This is a genomic window from Bradyrhizobium sp. KBS0727 (assembly GCF_005937885.2).
GTDB lineage: Bacteria > Pseudomonadota > Alphaproteobacteria > Rhizobiales > Xanthobacteraceae > Bradyrhizobium.
On sequence record NZ_CP042176.1, the window covers coordinates 5054740 to 5076076 of the forward strand.

A 21337-nucleotide genomic window follows, 5' to 3' on the forward strand; every position below is an offset into this window, starting at 1 on the left:
TCGACTTTCTACTTGCCTGAAAAAGCGGCGGTGCGCTTTTCCGTGAATGCCTTGACGCCCTCGCGCATGTCGGCAGTGCCGAACATCAGCTGGTAGCCGCGCCGCTCCAGTCTCAATCCAGCATCGAGCGAGGTATCGAGGCCCGTGTTCACGACTTCCTTGATCTGCTGGGCGGCCAATGGCGCGAGGATTGCGATCTGCGCGGCGATCTCAAGGGCGCGCGGTTCGCAATTTCCTGGCACGACTTCGCTGACAAGGCCCATGCGATGCGCATCGTTGGCATTGATGAATGCGCCCGTGAGCAGCAGATAGAGCGCGTTGTACTTTCCGACTGTTCTCGGCAGTCGCTGCGTGCCGCCCGCACCGGGGATCAGCCCCAGCCTGATCTCGGGCTGGCCGAATTTGGCCTTGTCGTTTGCGATGATGATGTCGCACTGCATTGCGAATTCGCATCCGCCGCCCAGCGCAAAACCGTTAACCGCGGCAATAACCGGCTTTGGGAAGTCCATGACGGCGCGTGTTGTATAAGCCTCGATCGCGCCGACAACATCGCGGCCAGCCTGCTCCTGAATATCCGCGCCCGCGGCGAACGCCTGCTCGTTGCCCGTCAAAACGACGCAACGGACGTCAGGATCATCGGCCAATTCAGCGAAATGTCCGTGCAGAAGGCGGCGCACCTCCGTGTTCAGTGCATTGCGCACCTCCGGGCGGTTGAACCGCACTACGGCTATGTGACGGGAAGGTCTTTCGACGAGGATGACCGGCATGGCGGATTCTCTTTCCTTTGATCTTGCTATGTGCGACCCGCGACCGGTTAGCATAATTCGCACGATCGTGCAAATAATCTGCGAACGTAAAAAAACACCGGCTTTGCGAGCCGGCGTTCTCTATTATTGCGACGCTGAAGGGTTAGTTGATTTCGGACAATTCCCGGACGGACGATCTGGCAGCTTTGCCATTCGCTTCAGGCTTGGTCCTTTCCAGAACTTCGAAGTATTCCTCCAGAAGTCTTTCGCAATGCGCGCGATTCTCCGCGTCCGACCGCAAGATTTGCCGCATGACCAGCCCGTGGGCGAAGATCAGGAGATGCTCGGAGGCCCGCTGCGCCTGAAGATCGGCCGGCAATTCCCCGGCCTTGATCGCGTTTTCGATCAGTCGCGTCCAGAATCCGAGCTGCTTCTCGAAACGGCGATTCTGATGTTTCCGCAGTTCGGTGTTTCTGGTGCCGGCGGCGGCATAGTTCACCCAGAAGCGCCAAAACCGATCGTTCGACGACCTGAAGATATGGCTGAAGGCAAAGACTTTGAGCTGCGCCAATGGAGAGGAACTGGGCTTCTCCTCTGATGGAGTTTCATAGGCGGCCTGAAGTGCCGCCATGATCAGTTTCTGCTTGTTTCCAAAATGATAGTTGATGGTGCCGGTGCTGACCTCCGCACGGTCGGCAATTTGCCGCATGCTGGCGCCTTCGATACCGGACTCCGATATCACTTCGTAAACAGTGCCCAACAAATCCTTCCGCCTCTGAACTCGGCCAGGCCGCTTTCCGGCAAGGGCTTTCGACTTGCTTTTCATATTCTGGGAATCCGGTTTCGGGCGCTGTCCGTAATCCGACGCCGCAAATTATCGCGGTTTGCGCATACCTGCAATGATAGCAGTTTTGCTTTACAAAAGAATGCCCCCTCATCAAATTATTTGCACGATCGTGCGAATTGTGTAAAACAGACCATGCCTGCCGCTGGCCGACGAACAAGCCGGCAGACGGGCACAGACCCGTACCAGAAGCTGCCATTACAATCCGTGGCCGGGGGCCGCGGAAATCTCGCGAGAAGCCAAGGTCGCATCAATCATGTTGAAGCCCAATACAACAGCAGGCGTGTCCAGCGATTCACTGAATCCCGTACTGTCAATCAACCAGATGAACCTGACCTACAATTCGAGCCGCGGCCCGATTACAGCGATTCGCGATCTGTCGTTCTCGATCCGGAAGGGTGAGTTTGTCTCGATACTCGGGCCCTCCGGGTGCGGAAAATCGACCTTGCTTCGAATTGTCTCCGGTCTGCTGCGCCCAACGTCGGGCAAGGTTGTGCTGGCCGACGTCGAGGTCAAGGAGCCGCGGCCGGATATCGGAATCGTTTTTCAGCAACCGACGCTGCTGCCATGGAAAACCATTCTGGAGAACGTTCTGGTGCCGATCCGGGCCATGCGGATGCCGGTTGCCGACTACAAGGATCGTGCGCACGATCTTCTGCGGCTTGTGGGGTTGGGCGACTTCGTCAGTCACTATCCGTATGAACTTTCCGGTGGAATGCAGCAGCGGGTCGGCATCGCGCGCGGTCTCATTCACGATCCCGCGATGCTGCTAATGGATGAACCGTTTGCAGCGCTCGACGCGATGTCGCGTGAATTCATGATGGATGAATTGCAGCAGATATGGATGACGACCGGGAAATCCGTTCTTTTCATCACCCATTCGATCCCCGAGGCTGTGTATCTGTCAGATCGCGTCCTGACGTTGTCGCAGCGCCCCGGTCGCGTCATCGATGATCTCAAGATCGACCTTCCCCGCGCCCGGCACGTCGAAACCATGGGGGAATCCATGTTCGGCGAGTATGCAACCCATCTCCGGGCGCTATTCAAATCAAGCGGCGTGCAATCTGCGAGGACGGCGTCATGAAATTTCGCTGGCTGGAAATAGCAGTTTCGGTCTTCCTTTTCGTGGCGAGCCTGTTGCTCTGGGATATGGCGATCAGGCTGTTCAAGGTGCCCGCCTACCTTGTCCCCTCGCCGCTGTCCGTCGGTGCTGCCCTGATCGACGGCCTGGTCAACGGCACCTTCTATCCGCACATCGCCGCGACGCTTTATGCCGTGGTTGCCGGATATCTCGTTGGCTGTTTCCTCGCGGTTGTCATCGGCGCGCTTTTGGCGGAAGTTCCGCTGCTGGAGGGCGCATTGATGCCCTATATCGTCGCGCTCCAGTCGATGCCGAAGGTCGCGCTCGCCCCACTCATCATCGTCTGGTTCGGCTTCGGCATGTCCTCCAAAGTCGTGTTGGTCGCGCTGATCTGCTTCTTTCCGGTCTTCATCAACACCCTGGTCGGCGTACGCTCAGTCAACCCGGACATCGTGAATCTTTACCGGGCGTTTCGCGCCTCGCGATGGAACATCCTGTTGAACGTCAAGCTCCCTGCGGCCGCTTCGTCCATCTTCGCCGGACTTCAGATCAGCGTCGCCATGGCGCTGATCGGCGCGGTGGTTGGCGAGTTCATCGCGTCCAAGGCTGGGCTCGGGAATCTGCTGCAGGCTTCTTCAATGACGATGGACGTTGCAACGATGTTCGCGGTGGTGATCGTTCTCGCGGCGATCGGCGTGATCGGAAATGAGATTCTGCAATACCTGCATCGCAGGGTTGTCTTCTGGGAAAGCCGGACTCATGCCGTAGCGGAAAGTGCCTGACCGCTGCGCCTCAGGAGAGAATAATGTCGTCGATAACGAAAGCGGCCGCAATGCACCACACAACACCAGGCACGACCATCGATCCCGCGCGAGGGCATGTGTTTAGCGGTCGGAGCGCGGAGGCATTGCTCGCATCCATGCCGCCGCGACTCGCGAAGCTGGTTGAACGCTGGGCTGCCGCCACACCAAATCGGCCCGCGCTTATCGCAGGCAAGAAGACCGTCACATATACGGATTTCTGGCAGGCGATCGGCCGCGCCAAAGACCTGTTGACGGCTGCAGGCGTGGTCGGCGGCGACCGGGTGATGATCGTCAACGAGAACTCGATTGCCGCGGTGACGTTCATTTTCGCCGCAAGCGATCTCGATGCTTGGGCGAGCCCCATCAACGCGCGCATGTCGGCGCGGGAAATCGACGCCTGCCGCGCATACAGCGGCTGCCGTGTCGTCGTCTACACGGTGGGTGACTCCCCGCCCGCGGCTGGTCACGCGGCGAGAGTGCAAGCGCAGATTCACGAGGACCCGGTATTTGGCAAGGTAGCCTTCGGACCCGTGGACCCGGACGCGCAGCCCGAACCGGTCTATGCGGAAAAGGACCTCCAGACTGCCGTCCTGCTGTTCTCATCGGGCACCACAGGCGCGCCAAAGGGTGTGATGCTGAGCCATCAGGCCATCATGTACATGGGCGCAAACATGGCCGAACTCCGTAACATCACGCCGGACGATACGTTCTACAATATCACGCCGGTCAGTCATGTGATCGGTCTTGGCGCCATGCTGACGACAGCCATCTGGGCCGGAGGCACAACCGAACTCGTCTCCCAGTTCCGGCCCGACAATTTTGTATCGGCGCTCAAGGACAACCGCGTCACCTACGTCATGGGCGTACCCACGATCTTTGCGCGGGTGCTCGAATACGCCAGAAGCAACAACCTGTCGCTGCGATCCGACCGGTTGCGATTCATTGCCGTTGGCGGAATGCCGCTTGACTTGACTTTGAAGGCGCAAGTTGAAGAGGCATTTGGGCTTGAACTTGGTAATTCATACGGAATGACCGAAATCGCTCCGGTTACCCGCTCTCGCGGTGCGACCTTGGGCCGATCGGTTGGCGAGGTGCAGCCAGGAATCGAGGTTCGTATCATCCGCGAGGATGGCACAGATGCTTCGGCTGGCGAACCAGGTGAGATATGGGTCAAGGGCCCTAATCTCATGCTGGGATATTATAAAACCCAACTCGCGGATAACGAGATCCGACGGCCCGGCGGCTTCATCACGACGGGGGATATCGGATCGATGGATCAGGACGGCAACCTGTCTCTGGTCGGCCGAACCAAGGATGTCATCATCCGCAGCGGGTTCAACGTTTACCCCATCGAAGTCGAGGCGGTGTTATCGCAGGTTCCGGACGTTGCACTGGTGGCGGTCGTCGGCCGCGCCGTGGACGGCAATGAGGAAGTGGTGGCCTATGTTCAACCGGTGGCGGGCCGTCAGCTCGATGTGGCCGAACTCGATGCCTGGGCCCGGGAGAATCTCACCGCTTACAAGCGACCGAGCGAGATCATTCTCACCCATGAATTGCCTATCGGCCCCACAGGCAAGATTTTGAAGTCGAAGTTACGGCGTTGAGGGTTGTATCTGTCACCCAACCGACCGGCGACGATCATTCTCGGGAGTTGATGCGCCAGTTAATTGGCGTCTTCGATGAACATACTTCCCGCGAAATAAGTAAGAACACGAAGCGAGCAATGGTCGCGTCCGCCAAGCAGGGCTTTTGGAATGGGGCAACGCCACCACTGGTGGTATAAGATTGTTGAGGCCGAACGGCGCGGGCAAAAAATCAAGAAGAAGCTCGACATTGACCCGGTCGAGGCTGAGACGGTGAAGTTGATTGTTCGCCTCTACCTTGAAGGAGACGAGGCGACCGGGCCTCTAGGGGTGAAACAGACTACCGGCTGGCTGAATCGCCATGGTTACCGAACCCGCCGCGGATCGACCTTCGGCGTCGGACCTATTCACAAGATCCTGACCAACACCTGTTATTCAACGGGGCTTTGGCCCTACGGCAAGCGGGATTCCCGCAATGGCGGCCAGCAAGACGACGAACGGCGCGCTTCGCGCCAACAGCGGTCGATCCACAATCCTCTTTCCGTGAATTCAACCTCGGCAAGACCGGCTTCGACAATCGCCAGCTTGCCAGACAGGTCGCACCCTCTCGACACACCTGTCTGCGCTGACGCCGAGGCACTCGGTTCGGCGTGCTCACATTGGTTGTCTCCAGATTTTCTTTGATCTCTCGATGCACACATCGTGCACACGCGGCCCTCTAACCAATTGAAATTATTAAACTCTCGCTCCAATCCATCATGAGGAAATTTAAGCTAGGTCCAGCCAGCGAAAGCTAGCTAGGTCAAGTTTCACACATCTCAGCGGCCGCTTTGCGCCGATATTGTTGATTTAGTCGTCGCTTTGTTTCGGGGGCTCCGTTTTCGATGCGATCATCTATTTTTTGGGGTGTTGCCTCAGAATCGGGCCGGGCATCGGCGCCGATTTCTTCGGAGCCGTCATACCGGCACGGGACATGCGGCCGGCATCGCTCGAAGCTTTGCGAGCTTCCTCAGATTCTGTGCCGTGGCCGCGAGTAAGAACTCGTCTCGCGCGCCGCTCGGACCGCGTAATCTGAGGCGGCCGAGCCGCAGGATGCGTTTGAGGTGAGCGAACAGCATCTCGACCTTCTTCCGGCGATGACGCGAACGCTCGTAGGCCGGCGTGTTTGCCAAGCTTCGGGCAACATCCCGCGCATCTTCGTCGAGATCACGCGGCACTTTACGTTGTGGCGTGTTGGGACAGCACTTTGGCTTGAAGGCGCAGCCTTGGCAATCAGACTTGCTTGAGCGGTATAACCGCGTTCCTTCCTTGGTGATGCCCGAGCGCGGCGTCGCGAATGTCCGCCGGAACTGCACCAGTAGCTTGCCCTGCGGGCAGGTGTAATGGTTGCGTTCAGCATCGAACACGAAGTCGGATCGCGAGAAGGTCCCGTCGGTCCGGTTGGACTTGTCGAACACCGGAATATGCGGCTCGATCTGCCTCTCCTTGACCAGCCAGGCCAGGTTTGCGGCCGAGCCATAGGCGCTGTCAGCGGCAAGGTGCCGGGGCGTTATGCCAAAGCGTCTGGCGGTTCGATCGATCATGGTACGTGAGGCGCCGACCTCCGCCTGGCGGATGGCTCGGCTGGCTTCGACGTCGAGAATGACGGCGTTGTCGGTGTCGATCAGGTAGTTGGTGGCGTAGGCGAAGAAGGCGTGTCCTTTGTGGGCGCCAGTCCACTGTGCGGCCGGATCCGACGGAGAGATAAACTTCGGCCTCACCTCGCTGGCCGCGCCGAAGGCAGCATCGTCCAGCGTTGCCAGATATTCGCGAACGGCCCTGCCGGCATCGGCGCCCAGACTTGCGATCGGCCACTGGTCGCCGGGGACGGACCGCTGCTTGTTGGCGTCGGCAGCGATCAGGCTCGCGTCCACCGCAAACCCTTCCCCGCCGACAAGACCCTCGCGAAGGCACCGCTCCACCACCGTCTCGAACAAGTGCCGCAGGATATCGCTCTGCCGGAACCGACCATGCCGGTTGCGCGAGAATGTGGAGTGGTCCGGAACCCTTCCGTCGAGCCCGAGGTCACAAAACCAGCGATAGGCCAGGTTGAGATGGATCTCCTCGCACAGCCGCCGTTCGGACCGGATGCCCATGCAGTAGCCGACAATCAGCATCCGCATCATCAGTTCGGGATCAATCGAGGGCCGGCCGATGCTGCTGTAGAACGGCCTCAGCTCCGTGCGCACCTTGTCGAGATCGAGAAACCGGTCGATGCGTCGGAGCAGGTGACCTTCGGGGATGTGGTCATCGAGGCAGAAATCGTAAAATAGCTGCGCAGGCGCCGTCTGCATCCCCATCATCGTCCCGCTCCTCCGCAAATCAATACGAGGATGGAATCACGCCAGCCAATGCCGATCAACGGCAGACTAAATCAACAATATCCGCCAGAAGCGGCCAGTCGCAAATTGAATAATAACGATGTCTACTTTTCACTCGATACTGTTGCAAAACTCGACTGATCTCGATTGCCGGCCTTCGCCGTGAATTTTTTGGGCGGTTTGTTGTTTGGGTCCTCCTTTCTTGAGGTTGCGGTGTAGGTAGTGGCGCCCGAGGCGATGCCTACGCCGGGCAACTCGCTGCCTGGGATGGTGGGGCGCGACAGAGAAGCTTGGCGAGCCGTCTAAGGTTTTGTGCGGTTGCCGTGAGCAGGACTTCGTCTCTGACGCCACTCAAGCCGCGCAGCCGGAACCGGTCGAGCCTGAGAATGCGCTTCATGTGCGCAAATCGCATCTCAACCTTCTTACGCTCGCGGCGAGACTGTTCGAAGGCGTCGGTATTGGCCAATGCGCGGACACGATCACGCACGTCTTCGTTGAGGTCGCGAGTAACTTTGCGCACGGTTGCGGTCGTGCACTTCGGCTTTAGTGAGCAGCGCGAGCAATCGTTCTTGCTGGCCCTGTAGTAAACGATGTGACCTTGATCGATATTGCCTGTGCTGGTCAGTTCCGCTCCGCCTGGGCAAACATAGATGTTGCGCTCCTGATCAAAGACGAAGTCGGCACGGCTGAAGGTTCCATCGGGTCGTGCCGACTTGTCCCACACCGGTACGTGCGGTGCGATGTTGCGATCCACCAGCCATTTTAACAACCTGACCGCGCCATAGGCCGTGTCGCCCGCGAGCCTCCGGGGCCGTAGGTCAAAGCGTCGCTCAACACGCTCCACCATGGTTTGGGTGACAGCAATCTCCACGGCTCGGTTCGCCCGACTGCCGGCAGCATCGATGATGATGCCGGCTTTGTTGTCGATCAGGTAGTTCGCATCGTAGGCAAAGAATGGGTCGAGGCCCGGCCTCGCAACCCATGTCGCTTGCGGATCGGTGAGCGAGACTTCTTTGGGAGGCTTGCGTCGCTGGCCGCCTTCGCCCGAACCGTCGTCGCCACCACGATCCTCATGACCGCGAGCGGCATCGAGGGCTACGAGATACTCGCGAACCGCAAGCGATGCTTCCTCCGCCTTAGGCCACAAAAACGGTCGGTCGCCGGGGATCCGCTTCATCTTGTTCACATCCGCCTTGATCAGGCTCGCATCGATCGAGAACGCCTCGCCTCCAACCAGCCCGGCGGCAATGCACATCGCCACCACGCCCTCAAATACCTGGCGTAGGGCGTCGCTCTCTCGGAAGCGTTCGTTCCGGGCACGGCAGAACACAGAATGATCGGGGATGCGGTCCTCGATGCCGAGCTTGCAGAACCAGCGATATGCAAGGTTCACTTGAATCTCAGCGCAAATCTGCCGCTCGGAGCGGATCGCAAAAATATAACCGACAAGCAGCATCCGGATCATCAGTACCGGGTCAATCGAAGGCCGGCCCGTGTGCGAGTAATAAGGAGCTAACTCCGTGTGCACCCAGTCTAGATCGAGCAAACCGTCGATCTTCCGCACCAAATGATCAGGTGGGACTACCTTGTCGAGGTGAAACGAATAGAAAAACTGCCCTTGCTCGCCTTCCCGACGACCCATCATGCGCTGCTCCCGCAGATGCCTCTATCCAAAGGAATCACGGATCGCGAGTCGCCTCAACGGGAGTTTTGCAACAGTATCCACTCAGAAGCGGACATCGCCCGACAGATTAGCCATGTCCGAAAAGTGCCGATTTTGTTGCAAAAGTCGAAAATCGAATGACCGCAAAAATCTCGCAAGAGCTGATCTTTGGACTTCTCTGCTGCTGCGTCGCGTTTCAACGCCACTGCTGAGGCCCGCGATCGATTTTGGATGAAACGATATGGTCCCTCCCGTCGCCGCGCTTAAAACGCATCAGCGGCTCTAGGAATTTTCGTTCAGCACCCCAAAACGACTTTTGCAACAATATCTGCCAATACCGGAAATACCGGACGCGACGTTGCGGCGTAGGCAGAAGCAGCGAAGCTATTCTGGCGTTCAATCCGACAGAACGAGGAACGTGATGTATGGATGCGAGCGCACGGGATGTGAGGTAAAGACGTTGCAGCGTTCCTTGCCGGACGCGGCGCTAAGTATCGTCGCGCGCGGGCTTTGGCCGAGAATTCGACGAGACGATCGCCCTGCCGAACGGGTGCGATGCCTCCATGGCTTAGGCAACACCGCCAATGCGTTTTGGAGTTGCGCCGGCCGTTAGCCACCGGACCGATGCAAAAACGGATCCACGGACTCAGCTAACAGGGTAGCCAATTGGGTGGCGGCAGGCGCGGACTGCTTTTCGGGCGGCAGCGAGCCGACAGAATGGACCGCCAGTCCAGCACCAGCAGCAACTATCGCAATTGCAGCAAGATATTCAATCCTCATGGCGATGGTTCCTCCATCGGCCCCACGTACTAACCCGGCACTCTCTGAAATGGTTCCAGAGCGCATCTGATCATGTCTGCAATCGGGCCGTTGCTCTCCTCACTGTAGCAAGCACTATGCCGCGGTCGTACTCACCATCGACCACTGCCGGTGCGGTCATAGGTTCATTGCAAGAATTCCATAGCTTGGCCGGGACAAAAGCTTCCGAACTTGGGGGCCAATGACCCGATATTCTGCGCGGCAAGTTCCTCAATGCGTCGGCTTAGCGCTCCGATTGCTTCCCCTTCCGTCCTAACGGCGATCAGAAGTCAGGGAACAAAAGATCCGGTCAAGACTTTAGAAGTACGAGACCGTCGCTCGCCGTTAACTACACGGCGCATGTCGCGGATAGCCAAAGGTTCCTACTGCAGGGCCCGCTGTTGTCAAAAACAAGCGCTCGCGCAGATAGCCAAAAGCGGCGGTCTCCGGTTCCGTTGCCAGCCGTGCTCGCAAACGGGAGAGCTGCGGGAGGGGTGGACGCCAATCCTGGCGCGTTCTTACCCGAACGAGGCTTCGTTATGCGCAACCGCATTGACATAGACTCCAAACACAGCCGAGCAATCGTTCAAGAGATCGGGGAGAGACTACGCGCGTTCCTGCAAGAAGAGCCGGAACCCCCGGAGGGCCTTAGAACGCAAATCAACCGGCTCCGCGAACTGGAAGAGCAGTCGCCATCAATCATTCGCTGGGACAAACTTCGCTATTGAGCCGCCTGGGACAGCACAGACGGCCCATGGGCGCGCCATGCCATCAGTGAAGCGCCGAGCGTCAAAAATCTTGGATGAGTACGGTGCGGCGCAATCCGAATTGATCGGCAAGGCCGTCGTGCTCACCGACGGAAAGGCAGGCACGGTCGAGAACGTTTGGCTGGACGAATTGCACGGGCTTCGGATTTCCATCGCAGGCCATGAGGGAAGATGGCCTGTCTCAACGATCAAGTTTGTGGAGTCCTAGACCTCGCATCAGCTGCGCGCTGCCCACATCGCGCGTTCCTTTCAAAGCATTCCAATCAAAATGAAGAGCCCGACCTCGGTCAGGAAAGTGACGCTCATGATCGCGACCGTAAGGAACACGTCGCTCGCCGATAGAGGGTTCATGAATGCCTCGCATCTTGCGAAGCCCCGGGAGTAAATCATTCAGGCTGGAAAATGTTTCGGTTCCAAGCGCAGACGTCGCGAGATGCGAGCGGCGTCGGCATCCGTGGCGGCCTGAGACGAAGTCCGCTTAGGGTCCAGCCTGTGTGAAAATGGCCTTCGATGATATGATTCTCCTGCGATGCCTGGAGGATTCGATGACGCGCTTTGTCGTTGGCGATGACCGCCGTCAGAGCACGTTGTTTCCCGAGCGGCTGGATGACTACTTGGGCGAGGACAATCCGGTCCGGGCAATCGATGTCTTTGTCGATGAACTTGATCTGGCCAAGCTGGGCTTCGGCGGCGTCGAGCCGGAGGCGACAGGAAGGCCGGCCTACCACCCGGCGACGCTGTTGAAGATTTACGTTTACGGATACCTCAATCGGGTGCAGTCGAGCCGGCGTCTGGAGCGGGAGTGCCAGCGTAACATCGAGCTAGTTTGGCTGACCGGCCGGCTGATGCCGGACTTCAAGACCATAGCCGACTTCCGGAAGGACAATGGTGAGGCCCTCCGCAAGGTTTGCCGCGAGTTCGTGGTGCTGTGCCGCCGCCTTGAACTGTTTAGCGAAGCGAGCGTTGCGATCGACGGCAGCAAGTTCAAGGCCGTCAACACGAGGGATCGAAACTTCACCCAGGCCAAGATGCAGCGGAGGCTGGCGCAGATCGACGAGAGCATTTCCCGCTATCTCTCGCAGCTCGACAGCGCTGATCGCCAAGGGGAGACGGTGCCGGAGGCCAAGATCACCCGGCTTAACGAAAAGATTGCGACGCTGCGCCAAGAGATTCGACGCCTGAACGCTCTGAATAGTGAGATGATGCAGACCGAGGACAAGCAGATATCCCTGACCGATCCCGATGCGCGTTCGATGGCCACAAGTGGCCGAGGCAGCGGGATGGTCGGATACAATGTGCAAAGTGCCGTTGACACCGAGCATCATCTCATTGTTACCCATGAGGTGACCAACGTTGGGTCTGATCGGAGCCAACTATCCCGCATGTCCGAGCAGGCGCGTGCAGCGATTGGTTCTGAGGCCATCGAGGCTGTTGCCGACCGCGGGTACTATAGCGGTGAGGAAATTGTGGCCTGCGAGCAAGCTGGCATCACAGTTTATCTGCCGAAGCCGATGACCTCGGGCCTTCTTGCCAAAGGCCGCTTCGGCAAGCAGGACTTCGTCTATGTCGCCGCGGACGACGTTTATCTTTGCCCCGCCGGCGAGCAGCTAATCTATCACTACACCAACGAAGAGGATGGCAAGACACTACGTCGCTATTGGACCACGGGCTGTCAGGCCTGCGTGCTGAAGAGCAAGTGCACGACAGGCAAGGAGCGGCGGATCTCACGATGGGAGCACGAAGCCGTCCTTGAGGCCGTGCAAGCGCGGCTCGACCGAAACCCGGCTAAGATGCGGGAGCGTCGCCAAACCGTCGAGCATCCCTTCGGTACGATAAAGTCGTGGATGGGATCGACGCACTTCCAGATGAAAACGCTCAAGCACGTCGGGACCGAAATGGCGCTACATGTCCTGGCCTACAACATGAAAAGGGTAATCAGCATTCTGGGCGTTGGTGGTTTGATGGAGGCGATCCGGGCCTGAGCCAGGCCCGGCGTCACCATGTCGAGCTCGCCGGCCTGAAGCATCACGTTTTTACACAGCCTGGGTCAAAAACGGTCCTGACGCCCTTGAAATGGGATGTCTGTATTACACCCTGACAACGGACATAGGTGCACGTCCGCCAGGGAGGCCGCGAGGCTGGCGAGCGCGTGGTTCAGAGCGTAAGCTGTCAAAACCGGCCTGCAAGAAAGCCGGATATTCTGGGAGAACGCCAAGATGTCAACTAGACACGCCGTCGGATTATCGGTCGCAACCGCGATCCTTCTCAGTGCGAGCCTTTTCGGCTCTGCGTCTGCAAAGCCGTTCATGATCGTCGGCCTCGACGAGAAACTGCTATGGGACGATGACGGTAAACCGATCCTGTCTGCGCCAGGCAAAGACCAGGTTCTGATCGTCGACGTTGCAGACCCTGAAAGCCCGAAGATCGTCGCTTCCCTGCCGCTGAAGAACTCGGTTGTCGGCCCACCCGTCAATGTTGCGATCGACCCGAGCGGCACGGTGGCGCTGGCGGCGGACTCCATCGACGTAATCAAGGAGGGCGACGCGTTAAAACAGGTGCCGGACAACAAAGTCTATGTGATCGACCTCAGCGCCAATCCGCCTAAGCTTGCGGCCACGCTGACCGCCGGCAAACAGCCCTCTGGATTGAGTTTCAGTCCGGATGGCAAGATGGCGCTGGTGGCGAACCGCGGCGACAATTCAATCAGCGTACTTTCGGTTAATGGCAGCGATGTCAAGATTACGGATACTGTCGCGATGCCCGACAGCGTGGCGCATGTAACATTTACGCCCGACGGCAAACGCGCGTTGGTCGCCCGGTTTCCCGCTCACAAGATCTCCGTGCTGGATGTCGCTGGGGATAAGGTGACGTACAGCAAGATCGACCTGCCGACCGGCCCGTGGCCTTACAACGTCGCAGTTGCACCTGGGGGCAAGATCGCGCTTACCTCGGACAATGGCGGCGCAGGCTCCTCGGATGGCAGCGTCGATACAACAAGCGTGATCGATCTCGAAGCCAATCCGCCTCGCATCATCGATCGCGTAGTAGTGGGCGACGGGCCCGAGGGACTTGCGATCAGCCCGAAAGGCGATCTCGCCGTCTCGGTTATCCTGCGCGGCTCAAATATGAAGAATGCGTTCTTTTATGAAAAGAACGGCAGCGTCTCGGTGCTCAAGATCGACGGCAAGAAGGTCACCAAAATAAAGGATATCGAGGTCGGCGGATTGCCGGAAGCCGCGATGTTCACGCCTGACGGCAAATACATCCTCGTCGGCAACTACCTAAGCCAGGACTTCTCAATTCTTAAGGTCGATGGGACCAGTGTGACCGATACCGGCAAGCGCTTCCAGGTGCCGGGCCATCCGGCCTCGGCGCGGATGGGTCCGTAGCGCACGGTAGAGAACTTGGATAAAACATGAAGGCTTGGTTCCTCTCAGGCCTTCATTATTGCTGCTACCACCAAAAGTATCGTGCCGCCGCGCGAGCCGGAGCTAGTCGGCTCAGGGTCATTCTCGACCGAATTGGGCTGTCCGCATCATGTCCGGCTTACCCCCGATAGCGACCGAAGAGCGCACATCCCAGTTCGGCAGCTTCGTGCCAGGACCTGACTCATGCACCGCAGCAAACGACATTCGTCAGTCGATCACCTCGTCGGGCGCCGACCAGGTACGAGTTAGTGATCAACCTCGGGGCTGGTCGATGATGTCAGAGCCGTAGGAGATCAGGCAGCCGCTCCAACGAAATAGCGGAAGGGTAAACTGCGGGCAGGTCGTGCCCGGGCCGCAGACGCGACGATGACGTCGTAATGGCTAGGCTGGCGCCGCCGCTATACCTGTTAGCCTGCAACCCCTCAAGGCGTGATTTTGAGTGCACGGTCCCAATTTCAGATTTAAGATTCGACAATCCGGGGGATATCGGTCGAGGAGTCTGGAAGACGAGCCGCGGCTCGTGCCGCGCGTGAATTGCAACGGTAGGAGGACATCATGAGACGACGCCGCGTATTGCAACTCGGGCTCGGCGGGATCGCCGCGCTCGGCGTCCTTCCCCGGATTGGAGCGCAGAGGGCGATGGCTGCTGATGGCCACGAAACATTCGTCTACGTATCGAACGCTGGCACGAAGGACATCTATGTCCTCGGCATGAACCGCGAAACCGGTGAGCTCACCATGGTCGAGAATGTGCCGGTGCCCGGCGCGGAGAAGACGTCGCTGGTCAGCCTGCCGATGGCGCTGGCCCCAAACAAGCGCTTCATCTACGCGCAACTGCGCAGCGAGCCGTATCCGGTGTCGACGTTTTCCATCGACCACACCAATGGGAAGCTCACACATCTCGACGCGACGCCACTGGTCGATCAGATGGCCTACATCAACGTCGATAAGACTGGCAAACACCTGCTCGGCGCGTCCTATACCAGCGCCAAGGTGGCAGTCTACCCGATCGACGCGCGCTATATCGTCGAAGACAAGGCGACCCAGATCATCGACACCAAGCCGAAGGCGCATTGCGTCTTCATCGACGCCAGCAACAAGCATGTCTATGTGCCGGTGCTCGGGGCCGATTACGTCATGCAGTTCAAGTTCGATGCCAGCACCGGCATGCTGACGCCCAACTATCCGCCCACAGTCGCCACCAAGGCCGGCGCCGGCCCGCGCCATTTCACCATCCACCCGAACGGCAAACGGGGTTATCTCATCACTGAGACGACCGCGACGATCGGCACCTATTCGATCGACAAGGACACAGGTACCCTTACCGAGGTGGCATACGTCGACACCGGCGATTACAACCAAAAAGATTCGGCCTTCGCATCCGACATCCATATCACGCCGAACGGCAAATTCCTTTATGGCGCCGTGCGCACAACCAGCATGCTGCATGGGTACAAGATCGATCCCGAGAAGGGCACGCTGACCGGGATCGGCAAATGGCCGACCGAGAAGACCCCGCGGGGCTTCAACATCGATCCGCGCGGCAAGTTCTTGCTGGCCGTGGGGATGGATTCAGCGAGCCTGACCGTCCATGCGATCGACCAGGACAGCGGCGAGCTGAAGAACGTCAAGCAATATCCGATGGGCAAGCAGCCGAACTGGGTCGAGATCGTCGATAGGATCCACGACTAGCCGGCCGCGCTTGACCCGGCCAGCCGACAGACACGGGGTCAAATCCGGTCACGCACTGACTGCCCGCCTTCTGCGGCAATCGCGATCGAACCAGGTCTCCAGCCGCGGTCTCCCGAAAACGGGAATATTCGCCAATTAAGCCAGAGACCTTGGGCGACTGAAACCGTCCGCGCTGCTGATTGGCCCGACCCGTGCACTCATGGATGATCATGGTCGCTTTGGCCTGAAAACCGGTGCAAAAGCAGACATCGCCGGAGGTCTGAAACGGGTCAAGGTGAGAAGTCCGGGCGTTCAATCGGCAAGTCGGCTTTGCCCCCAACTCCGGACATGGCTTTGCACCGCGCAAACTGACGCTTTGTGCCATAACCGGTCATTACCGCAATGCGGCACCGGCTACTTAATCACCTCGTCGGCGAGGGCGCCCCCTATACGGTCGCCAAGAACGTATCGCACCTGGTACTGTGAAACGACGGCTGGCCGTTGCTCGTCAATCTATTGCGGCGGTGCCACGAAGCGCTTGAATCCGTAGTGATCGAGAATTTTGAATGCGTCGTCTGAGGTGACGAATGCAAACCACGCCCGCGCAGCCTCGGGATGAGGCGCGTCGGGCACCATCGCGGCACTGTAGTGGGCGATCACGTTCTGCTCGGGTGGGATATCGACGTGACCGATTGGATTGCCGATCTCTTCCTGGAAGATCGCCTCCGATTTCCAGGTCACTCCGGCCTCGACCAGGTGTTGCATCAGAAACAAAGGCGTCTGGCGATGGTGGATACGGGTCAACACCGCTTCGCCATCTCTCACCTTCTTGCCGTAGACCACCTCGGCGAGCGCCTCACCGCCGGCCTTCACCAAAGACGCTCTTATCTGCCGCGCAACTCCTTCAAATTCCGGATTCGGCATGGCAAGCGCCAATCCGGGTTGGCCGAGATCTGCCAACTTGCCGATCCGCGCCGGATTGCCGGTGGGCACCATGATCGTCAAGTCATTGGTTGCGAAGGTGACGACCGGCGCAACCAGTCGGCCGCTTTGCAAGAGCTCGTTGCTGGCAGCAAGTTCAGCCATATAAACGTCTGGTTTCACCGTCCACGTCATGTTGCCCGAGGTCACCGTGCCGCCGGCCGCCATCTGTTTGAGCAGCAGGCCCGGCGGCAACGTCTCGTAGAAGACATGGCCGCGATATTGCGGGTAGGCATCGCCGAAGGCCTTCACCATCAGCCCCAGGGCAAAGAAATAATTGCCTGACGCGAACAGCACGAGTTGCGGGTTATCGAGATTGCCGTGAAAGTCGGCGAGCACATCGGCCGGAGCTACCGTGAACTCAAGCCCGCGGTCGCTCACGTCGCTGCTGTCCCCCCGCTGCCACGGCGGGTAAATCGCCTCAACGGCCTTGAGGCGATCCGCCGGTGTCGCTTGCGCGCATGCGAACTGTGCGGCGAGCGAAGTCGTCAACACAATTGAAAGGGCGAACAGCAGTCGCGACATTTCATCACCTTTGGGCTCACCGGGAGTACGCGAAGCACTTGCCTCCGGTGCTCGGCTAGGAGAATAGCAGATCGACGATGTGACAGCAGCCTGCTGCAGTGCGGAATTTCAGCCGTTTCCCCGGGCGGGTTTAGGTCTCCTAATGGGATGGTCCGGCCGTGCTCCTGCCCCGCCAGCAAGCGAAGTTGGCAAGGGGCGCCACAGACAAGGAGCACGCCATGTCTGAGACACCCAATACCGCACTCGCCGTGATCGGCATCGATATTGGCAAGAACTCGTTCCACGTCGTGGGCCACGACGCGCGCGGCGCCATCGTGCTGCGGCAAAAGTGGTCGCGTGGCCAAGTGGAAGCGCGGCTCGCCAATATACCGCCCTGCCTGATCGGCATGGAAGCCTGCGTCGGCGCACATCACCTGAGCCGCAAACTCGCATCGCTTGGTCACGATACCAGGTTGATGCCGGCCAAATATGTTCGTCCCTATAGCAAGGGACAGAAGAACGACTTCAACGATGCCGAAGCGATTGCCGAAGCCGTGCAGCGCCCGACGATGAAGTTCGTGGCGACCAAGACCGCGGAGCAACTCGATCTGCAGGCGCTGCATCGGGTGCGCGAACGGCTGGTGTCACAACGCATCGGCATCATCAACCAGATTCGCGCCTTCATGCTGGAACGCGGAATCGCCGTGCGCCAGGGTATCGGCTTCCTGCGCACGGAACTGCCCACCATCCTTGCGACGCGCACCGATGCCCTGTCACCACGCATGTTGCGTGTCATCGAGGAGTTGGCAGGCGACTGGCGCCGGTTGGATCAGCGTATCGATGGCCTATCCGGCGAGATCGAAGCCCTGGCCCGTCAAGATCAGGCATGTTCGCGCCTGATGACGGTGCCCGGCATCGGGCCGATCATCTCCAGCGCCATGGTGGCTGCGATCGGCACTGGAGATGTATTCTCCAAAGGCCGCGACTTCGGCGCCTGGCTCGGACTGGTGCCCAAGCAGATCTCGACCGGAGACCGCACGATCCTCGGCAAAATCTCCAGACGCGGCAATCGCTACCTCCGCGTTCTGTTTGTGCAGGCGGCATGGGTTGTGCTGGTCAGGATCAAGAACTGGGAACGTTACGGGCTCAAATCCTGGATCGAAGCCGCCAAGAGGCGGTTGCACCACAACGTGCTCGCGATCGCGCTCGCCAACAAGCTTGCCCGCATCGCCTGGGCGGTGCTGGCTAAGGGACGCGCCTTCGAGCTGACGAGGACCGACGAGACAAGCGTCCGACCCGCCTGATCCTCGCGCCGTGCTCGGCTCGGTCAAGGCGCAGCCTGGCGACGCCAGAGCCCGCCGCAAGTCAGGCGCGACGGCCGGCCTTGACCGCCCCTGCGCGCGACGCGATCGACGTTCTGCAAGGTCGGGACGAAGGAACGGCCCCTGGCTCGAACAAAGGAACTCAGCAATTTGAGGAGCAAGCGATGACGTAACCTATCAACAGCTTCCAGCCGAGGTCTGCGAGAGGATGAGACGAGATGGAGGTTCGGTCTTCCGAGCGCGTGCGAACACTGGTGACCCGAATGGCCCGATCGAGGCCTGTCCGCTAACGAGAACGTACGCGCGCTGATATCCATGATGGCCCGGAGCACCACACGCTCCGATCAGAGGCCGGATACATTGATGCAAGACCGCTCATCGCCAGCTCGACCAAATCTTCTTGCAACGCGCGGCCGGACCATACATTTGGGTCAAAATGCGAAATACTCGCCCGGAGCACATGTCTTCCGGGTTACCACTTACAACGGACATGCCGCTGCACCGCAATAACTGACGCTATGTGCCATGTGTGGACGGCTCCGGGTTGACAAGGAGAATCTTCACGTCGCAGGCTTGGTCGGTGCTGCCATGTGTTCGGCCTTTAGGTGCGGTTCACATGACCGCTGGCCATAATGCCCTCCGCGGATCAGGTCCCGGTCAAAAGCACGCAACACGCATTCGACGATGCGGTGGCACAAGTGGGTTGTCCTGATCGCCGGATCGACCGGCTCTGCATTACGTGCTGTTCGCCCTCCCAACCTTCACATCGCGCCGGTTGCCCGGCGCGATCTCGTTTACCGGGCAAGTGCCGCGGGTTGTTTGTAACGCTCGCCCTTGGCCATCATAGCCCAGGCCATCCGCGCAATCTTGTTGGCAAGCGCAATGGCGGCAACCTTGGTCGGGCGCCGACCTAACAAGGCCGTGAGCCAGGGCCGATGCCCGGTGCCGTGGATCTTGGCATAGCGGATGACGGCAAGTGCTCCGGCCACGAACAGGCCGCGCAGATAACGGTCCCCCTGTTTAGTGATGCTGCCGAGCCGCTCCTTACCCCCACTTGAGTGCTGTTTGGGAACGAGCCCAATCCAGGCCGAGAAGTTACGTCCTGATCGGAAGGTCCTGGGGTCAGCAACACCCGCGACCAAGGCGGTCGCCAGCATCGACCCGACCCCGGGAATGTAATGAAGGCGCTTGCTTGTTTGGTTAGACCGGTGCCAGGCCATGATCATCCGATCGAACTCCAAGATCTGCTTCTTGAGACTGAGCAGTTGAGTACCGAGTGCGGCAAGGCACGCACGGGCAACCTCAGACACCCGCTGGTCGCTCGGGTCGGCAACAATCTGCAGCAGTTCCGTAACCCCTTTCCGCCCGACCGGGGCGACAATGCCGAACTCGGCGAGATGCGCCCGGATCGAATTAATCACTGCGGTTTGCTGCCGGATGAACAGATGACGGGTGCGGTGAAGCATCAGGCAGCTCTGCTGCTCAGGTGTCTTTGTTGGCACGAACCGCATGTTGGCTCTGCTGACCGCCTCGCAAATCGCTTCTGCGTCAGCCATGTCGTTCTTCTGCCGTTTGACGTAGGGCTTGACGTAAGCCGGCGGCATCAATCGCACGGTATGGCCCAGTGCCTGCAGTTCGCGCGACCAATGGTGAGACGAGGCGCAGGCCTCGATGCCAACCAGGCATGGTGGCAGCTTCTCAAAGAACGCTAGTACGTGGCGACACTTCAACTGGCGGCGGATGACCACCTGGCCACCAGCGTCAACTCCGTGGACTTGGAAAACCGACTTGGCGATGTCGAAACCGATTGTCGTAACCGTCTGCATGGCTCGCTCCTCTGAATCGTGGGAGCCTTAACAGCCCCCACATCCATGGCACTCTCGTGCCGGTGGAGGAGCCGTCCACAGCATCAATAGCGGAAGTGGCCCGCTGCGCAAACCAAACGTTTCAAAGTTCCTTCAGTGTCCCAGCACCCCTTTCAGTCCCGTATAAATCGACCCTCCGGCCGTTGCCACGAGTCCCGCGAGCGGACCGATCGTTTTCATGAGTTCCTGTATTCGCCGCGCGCGCCGGCGCATGACATCCGGCCCATGCTGGCCCAACATCCGCGCCAGCCGAACCGCCGTGGCGCTCGGGCGGCCCGAGGCTGTCATCGTAGTCGGCAGTAAACGCAGAATGAGCGTCGCCAGCAGATTTCCTGTCACGTACGCCAGCACGATGCTGAGCGCATATTCGATCGCCTCGCGCCATTCGCGGGCCGTGTCGGGTAGGATCGGTACCTTGTCGATATATCCGACAACGGCGAGCATGCCGGTCACGCTGATGAATGCGGTCGCGATTCCCAAAGCGACCGCCCCCCTAAGTCCGATCTTGTTGACACCGTAGAGCATCATCCCGAACGGAATCGGGATGAGTACCGAAGCAACACGCAGGTAGACCGCTGAAATGTCCAGCAGGACCGTGACGACGAAGTGCGCGGCAAGCAACAGCAGGAACGGGATCAGGATATAAAGCGCAGCGTGCCGCAGAACGAAGCGGACCGGGCGGTCGAAAAATGCGAGCTGCGTATTTATCCGGTCCAGCTCAAGCTGGAGTTGATCAAGCTCCGTCACGAGTTGCTGAGTTTCGATCGCGATCGGCCGCACGACGCGGAGATCCCGGCCGCAATGTCTGCAAACGAGAGCTTCGTCCTTGATCGTCTCGGCGCAGAAAGGGCATTCCATCGGGCAGCCAGTCAGTAAGAGGTCGCAAAAGCCGGGCGCAACTTTCAGGCGTTCGTCGGCTGC

The 21337-nt window shown here is 59.3% G+C and carries 17 protein-coding genes; 10 read left to right on the plus strand and 7 right to left on the minus strand.

The window, feature by feature from the left end; all coding sequences use genetic code 11:
• Positions 1-8: 8 nt before the first annotated feature.
• Together FFI89_RS23785 and FFI89_RS23790 are read right to left on the minus strand one after the other, a co-directional pair.
• Positions 9-797, minus strand: coding sequence for an enoyl-CoA hydratase-related protein (locus tag FFI89_RS23785; RefSeq protein ID WP_371722530.1), 789 nt, complete (start codon positions 795-797; stop codon positions 9-11).
• Between the two features lie 112 nt (positions 798-909).
• Positions 910-1572, minus strand: coding sequence for a TetR/AcrR family transcriptional regulator (locus FFI89_RS23790; RefSeq protein ID WP_138830035.1), 663 nt, complete (start codon positions 1570-1572; stop codon positions 910-912).
• A gap of 301 nt (positions 1573-1873) precedes the next feature.
• Here FFI89_RS23790 and FFI89_RS23795 point away from each other — a divergent pair, with 301 nt between their 5' ends.
• The 5 genes from FFI89_RS23795 to FFI89_RS35015 are packed head-to-tail and all read left to right on the plus strand — an operon-like array spanning position 1874 to position 5741.
• The gene (locus tag FFI89_RS23795; protein ID WP_246669234.1) at positions 1874-2674 is read left to right on the plus strand and encodes an ABC transporter ATP-binding protein; all 801 of its coding nucleotides are present in this window, start codon (positions 1874-1876) and stop codon (positions 2672-2674) included.
• Positions 2671-3453, plus strand: coding sequence for an ABC transporter permease (locus FFI89_RS23800; RefSeq protein WP_138830037.1), 783 nt, complete (start codon positions 2671-2673; stop codon positions 3451-3453). Before FFI89_RS23795 ends, FFI89_RS23800 begins: the two co-directional genes overlap by 4 nt.
• 23 nt (positions 3454-3476) lie before the next feature.
• The gene (locus FFI89_RS23805; protein ID WP_138830038.1) at positions 3477-5078 is read left to right on the plus strand and encodes a class I adenylate-forming enzyme family protein; all 1602 of its coding nucleotides are present in this window, start codon (positions 3477-3479) and stop codon (positions 5076-5078) included.
• Positions 5079-5128: 50 nt separating this feature from the next.
• A complete protein-coding gene (locus FFI89_RS35010) occupies positions 5129-5257 on the plus strand; it encodes a recombinase family protein (RefSeq protein WP_246669235.1) in 129 nt (42 codons plus the stop codon).
• Entirely contained in the window at positions 5229-5741 is a 513-nt protein-coding gene (locus FFI89_RS35015) for a recombinase family protein (RefSeq protein ID WP_246669236.1), read from the plus strand. Before FFI89_RS35010 ends, FFI89_RS35015 begins: the two co-directional genes overlap by 29 nt.
• Positions 5742-6013: 272 nt before the next feature.
• On the opposite strand, the gene FFI89_RS23815 is transcribed toward FFI89_RS35015, so the two are convergent.
• The gene (locus FFI89_RS23815) at positions 6014-7399 is read right to left on the minus strand and encodes a transposase (RefSeq protein ID WP_138830039.1); all 1386 of its coding nucleotides are present in this window, start codon (positions 7397-7399) and stop codon (positions 6014-6016) included.
• A gap of 259 nt (positions 7400-7658) precedes the next feature.
• Positions 7659-9062: an IS1182 family transposase gene (locus FFI89_RS23820; protein WP_138830040.1), complete on the minus strand. Its 1404-nt coding sequence runs from the start codon at positions 9060-9062 to the stop codon at positions 7659-7661.
• A 1581-nt stretch (positions 9063-10643) separates the two neighbouring features.
• Between FFI89_RS23820 and FFI89_RS23825 the strand changes: the two genes are divergently transcribed.
• The 4 genes from FFI89_RS23825 (at position 10644) to FFI89_RS23840 (ending at position 15765) form a co-directional block, all read left to right on the plus strand.
• Complete coding sequence (locus FFI89_RS23825; RefSeq protein ID WP_138830041.1) at positions 10644-10853, plus strand: PRC-barrel domain-containing protein; 210 nt, start codon at positions 10644-10646, stop codon at positions 10851-10853.
• 337 nt (positions 10854-11190) lie between these two features.
• Complete coding sequence (locus tag FFI89_RS23830; RefSeq protein ID WP_138830042.1) at positions 11191-12627, plus strand: IS1182 family transposase; 1437 nt, start codon at positions 11191-11193, stop codon at positions 12625-12627.
• A gap of 324 nt (positions 12628-12951) precedes the next feature.
• Entirely contained in the window at positions 12952-14034 is a 1083-nt protein-coding gene (locus FFI89_RS23835) for a YncE family protein (RefSeq protein WP_138830043.1), read from the plus strand.
• 594 nt (positions 14035-14628) lie between these two features.
• A complete protein-coding gene (locus FFI89_RS23840) occupies positions 14629-15765 on the plus strand; it encodes a lactonase family protein (RefSeq protein WP_138830044.1) in 1137 nt (378 codons plus the stop codon).
• Positions 15766-16257: 492 nt separating this feature from the next.
• Here FFI89_RS23840 and FFI89_RS23845 read toward each other — a convergent pair whose 3' ends face one another.
• Positions 16258-17250: a substrate-binding domain-containing protein gene (locus FFI89_RS23845; protein WP_138830045.1), complete on the minus strand. Its 993-nt coding sequence runs from the start codon at positions 17248-17250 to the stop codon at positions 16258-16260.
• Positions 17251-17468: 218 nt separating this feature from the next.
• Here FFI89_RS23845 and FFI89_RS23855 point away from each other — a divergent pair, with 218 nt between their 5' ends.
• A complete protein-coding gene (locus FFI89_RS23855) occupies positions 17469-18533 on the plus strand; it encodes an IS110 family transposase (RefSeq protein ID WP_138830047.1) in 1065 nt (354 codons plus the stop codon).
• An 812-nt stretch (positions 18534-19345) separates the two neighbouring features.
• Here FFI89_RS23855 and FFI89_RS23860 read toward each other — a convergent pair.
• Both FFI89_RS23860 and FFI89_RS23865 read right to left on the minus strand, forming a co-directional pair.
• On the minus strand, positions 19346-20377 hold the full coding sequence (locus FFI89_RS23860) for an IS110 family transposase (RefSeq protein WP_138830048.1): 1032 nt from the start codon (positions 20375-20377) through the stop codon (positions 19346-19348).
• Between the two features lie 132 nt (positions 20378-20509).
• Complete coding sequence (locus FFI89_RS23865; RefSeq protein WP_246669237.1) at positions 20510-21196, minus strand: hypothetical protein; 687 nt, start codon at positions 21194-21196, stop codon at positions 20510-20512.
• Between the last annotated feature and the right edge of the window lie 141 nt (positions 21197-21337).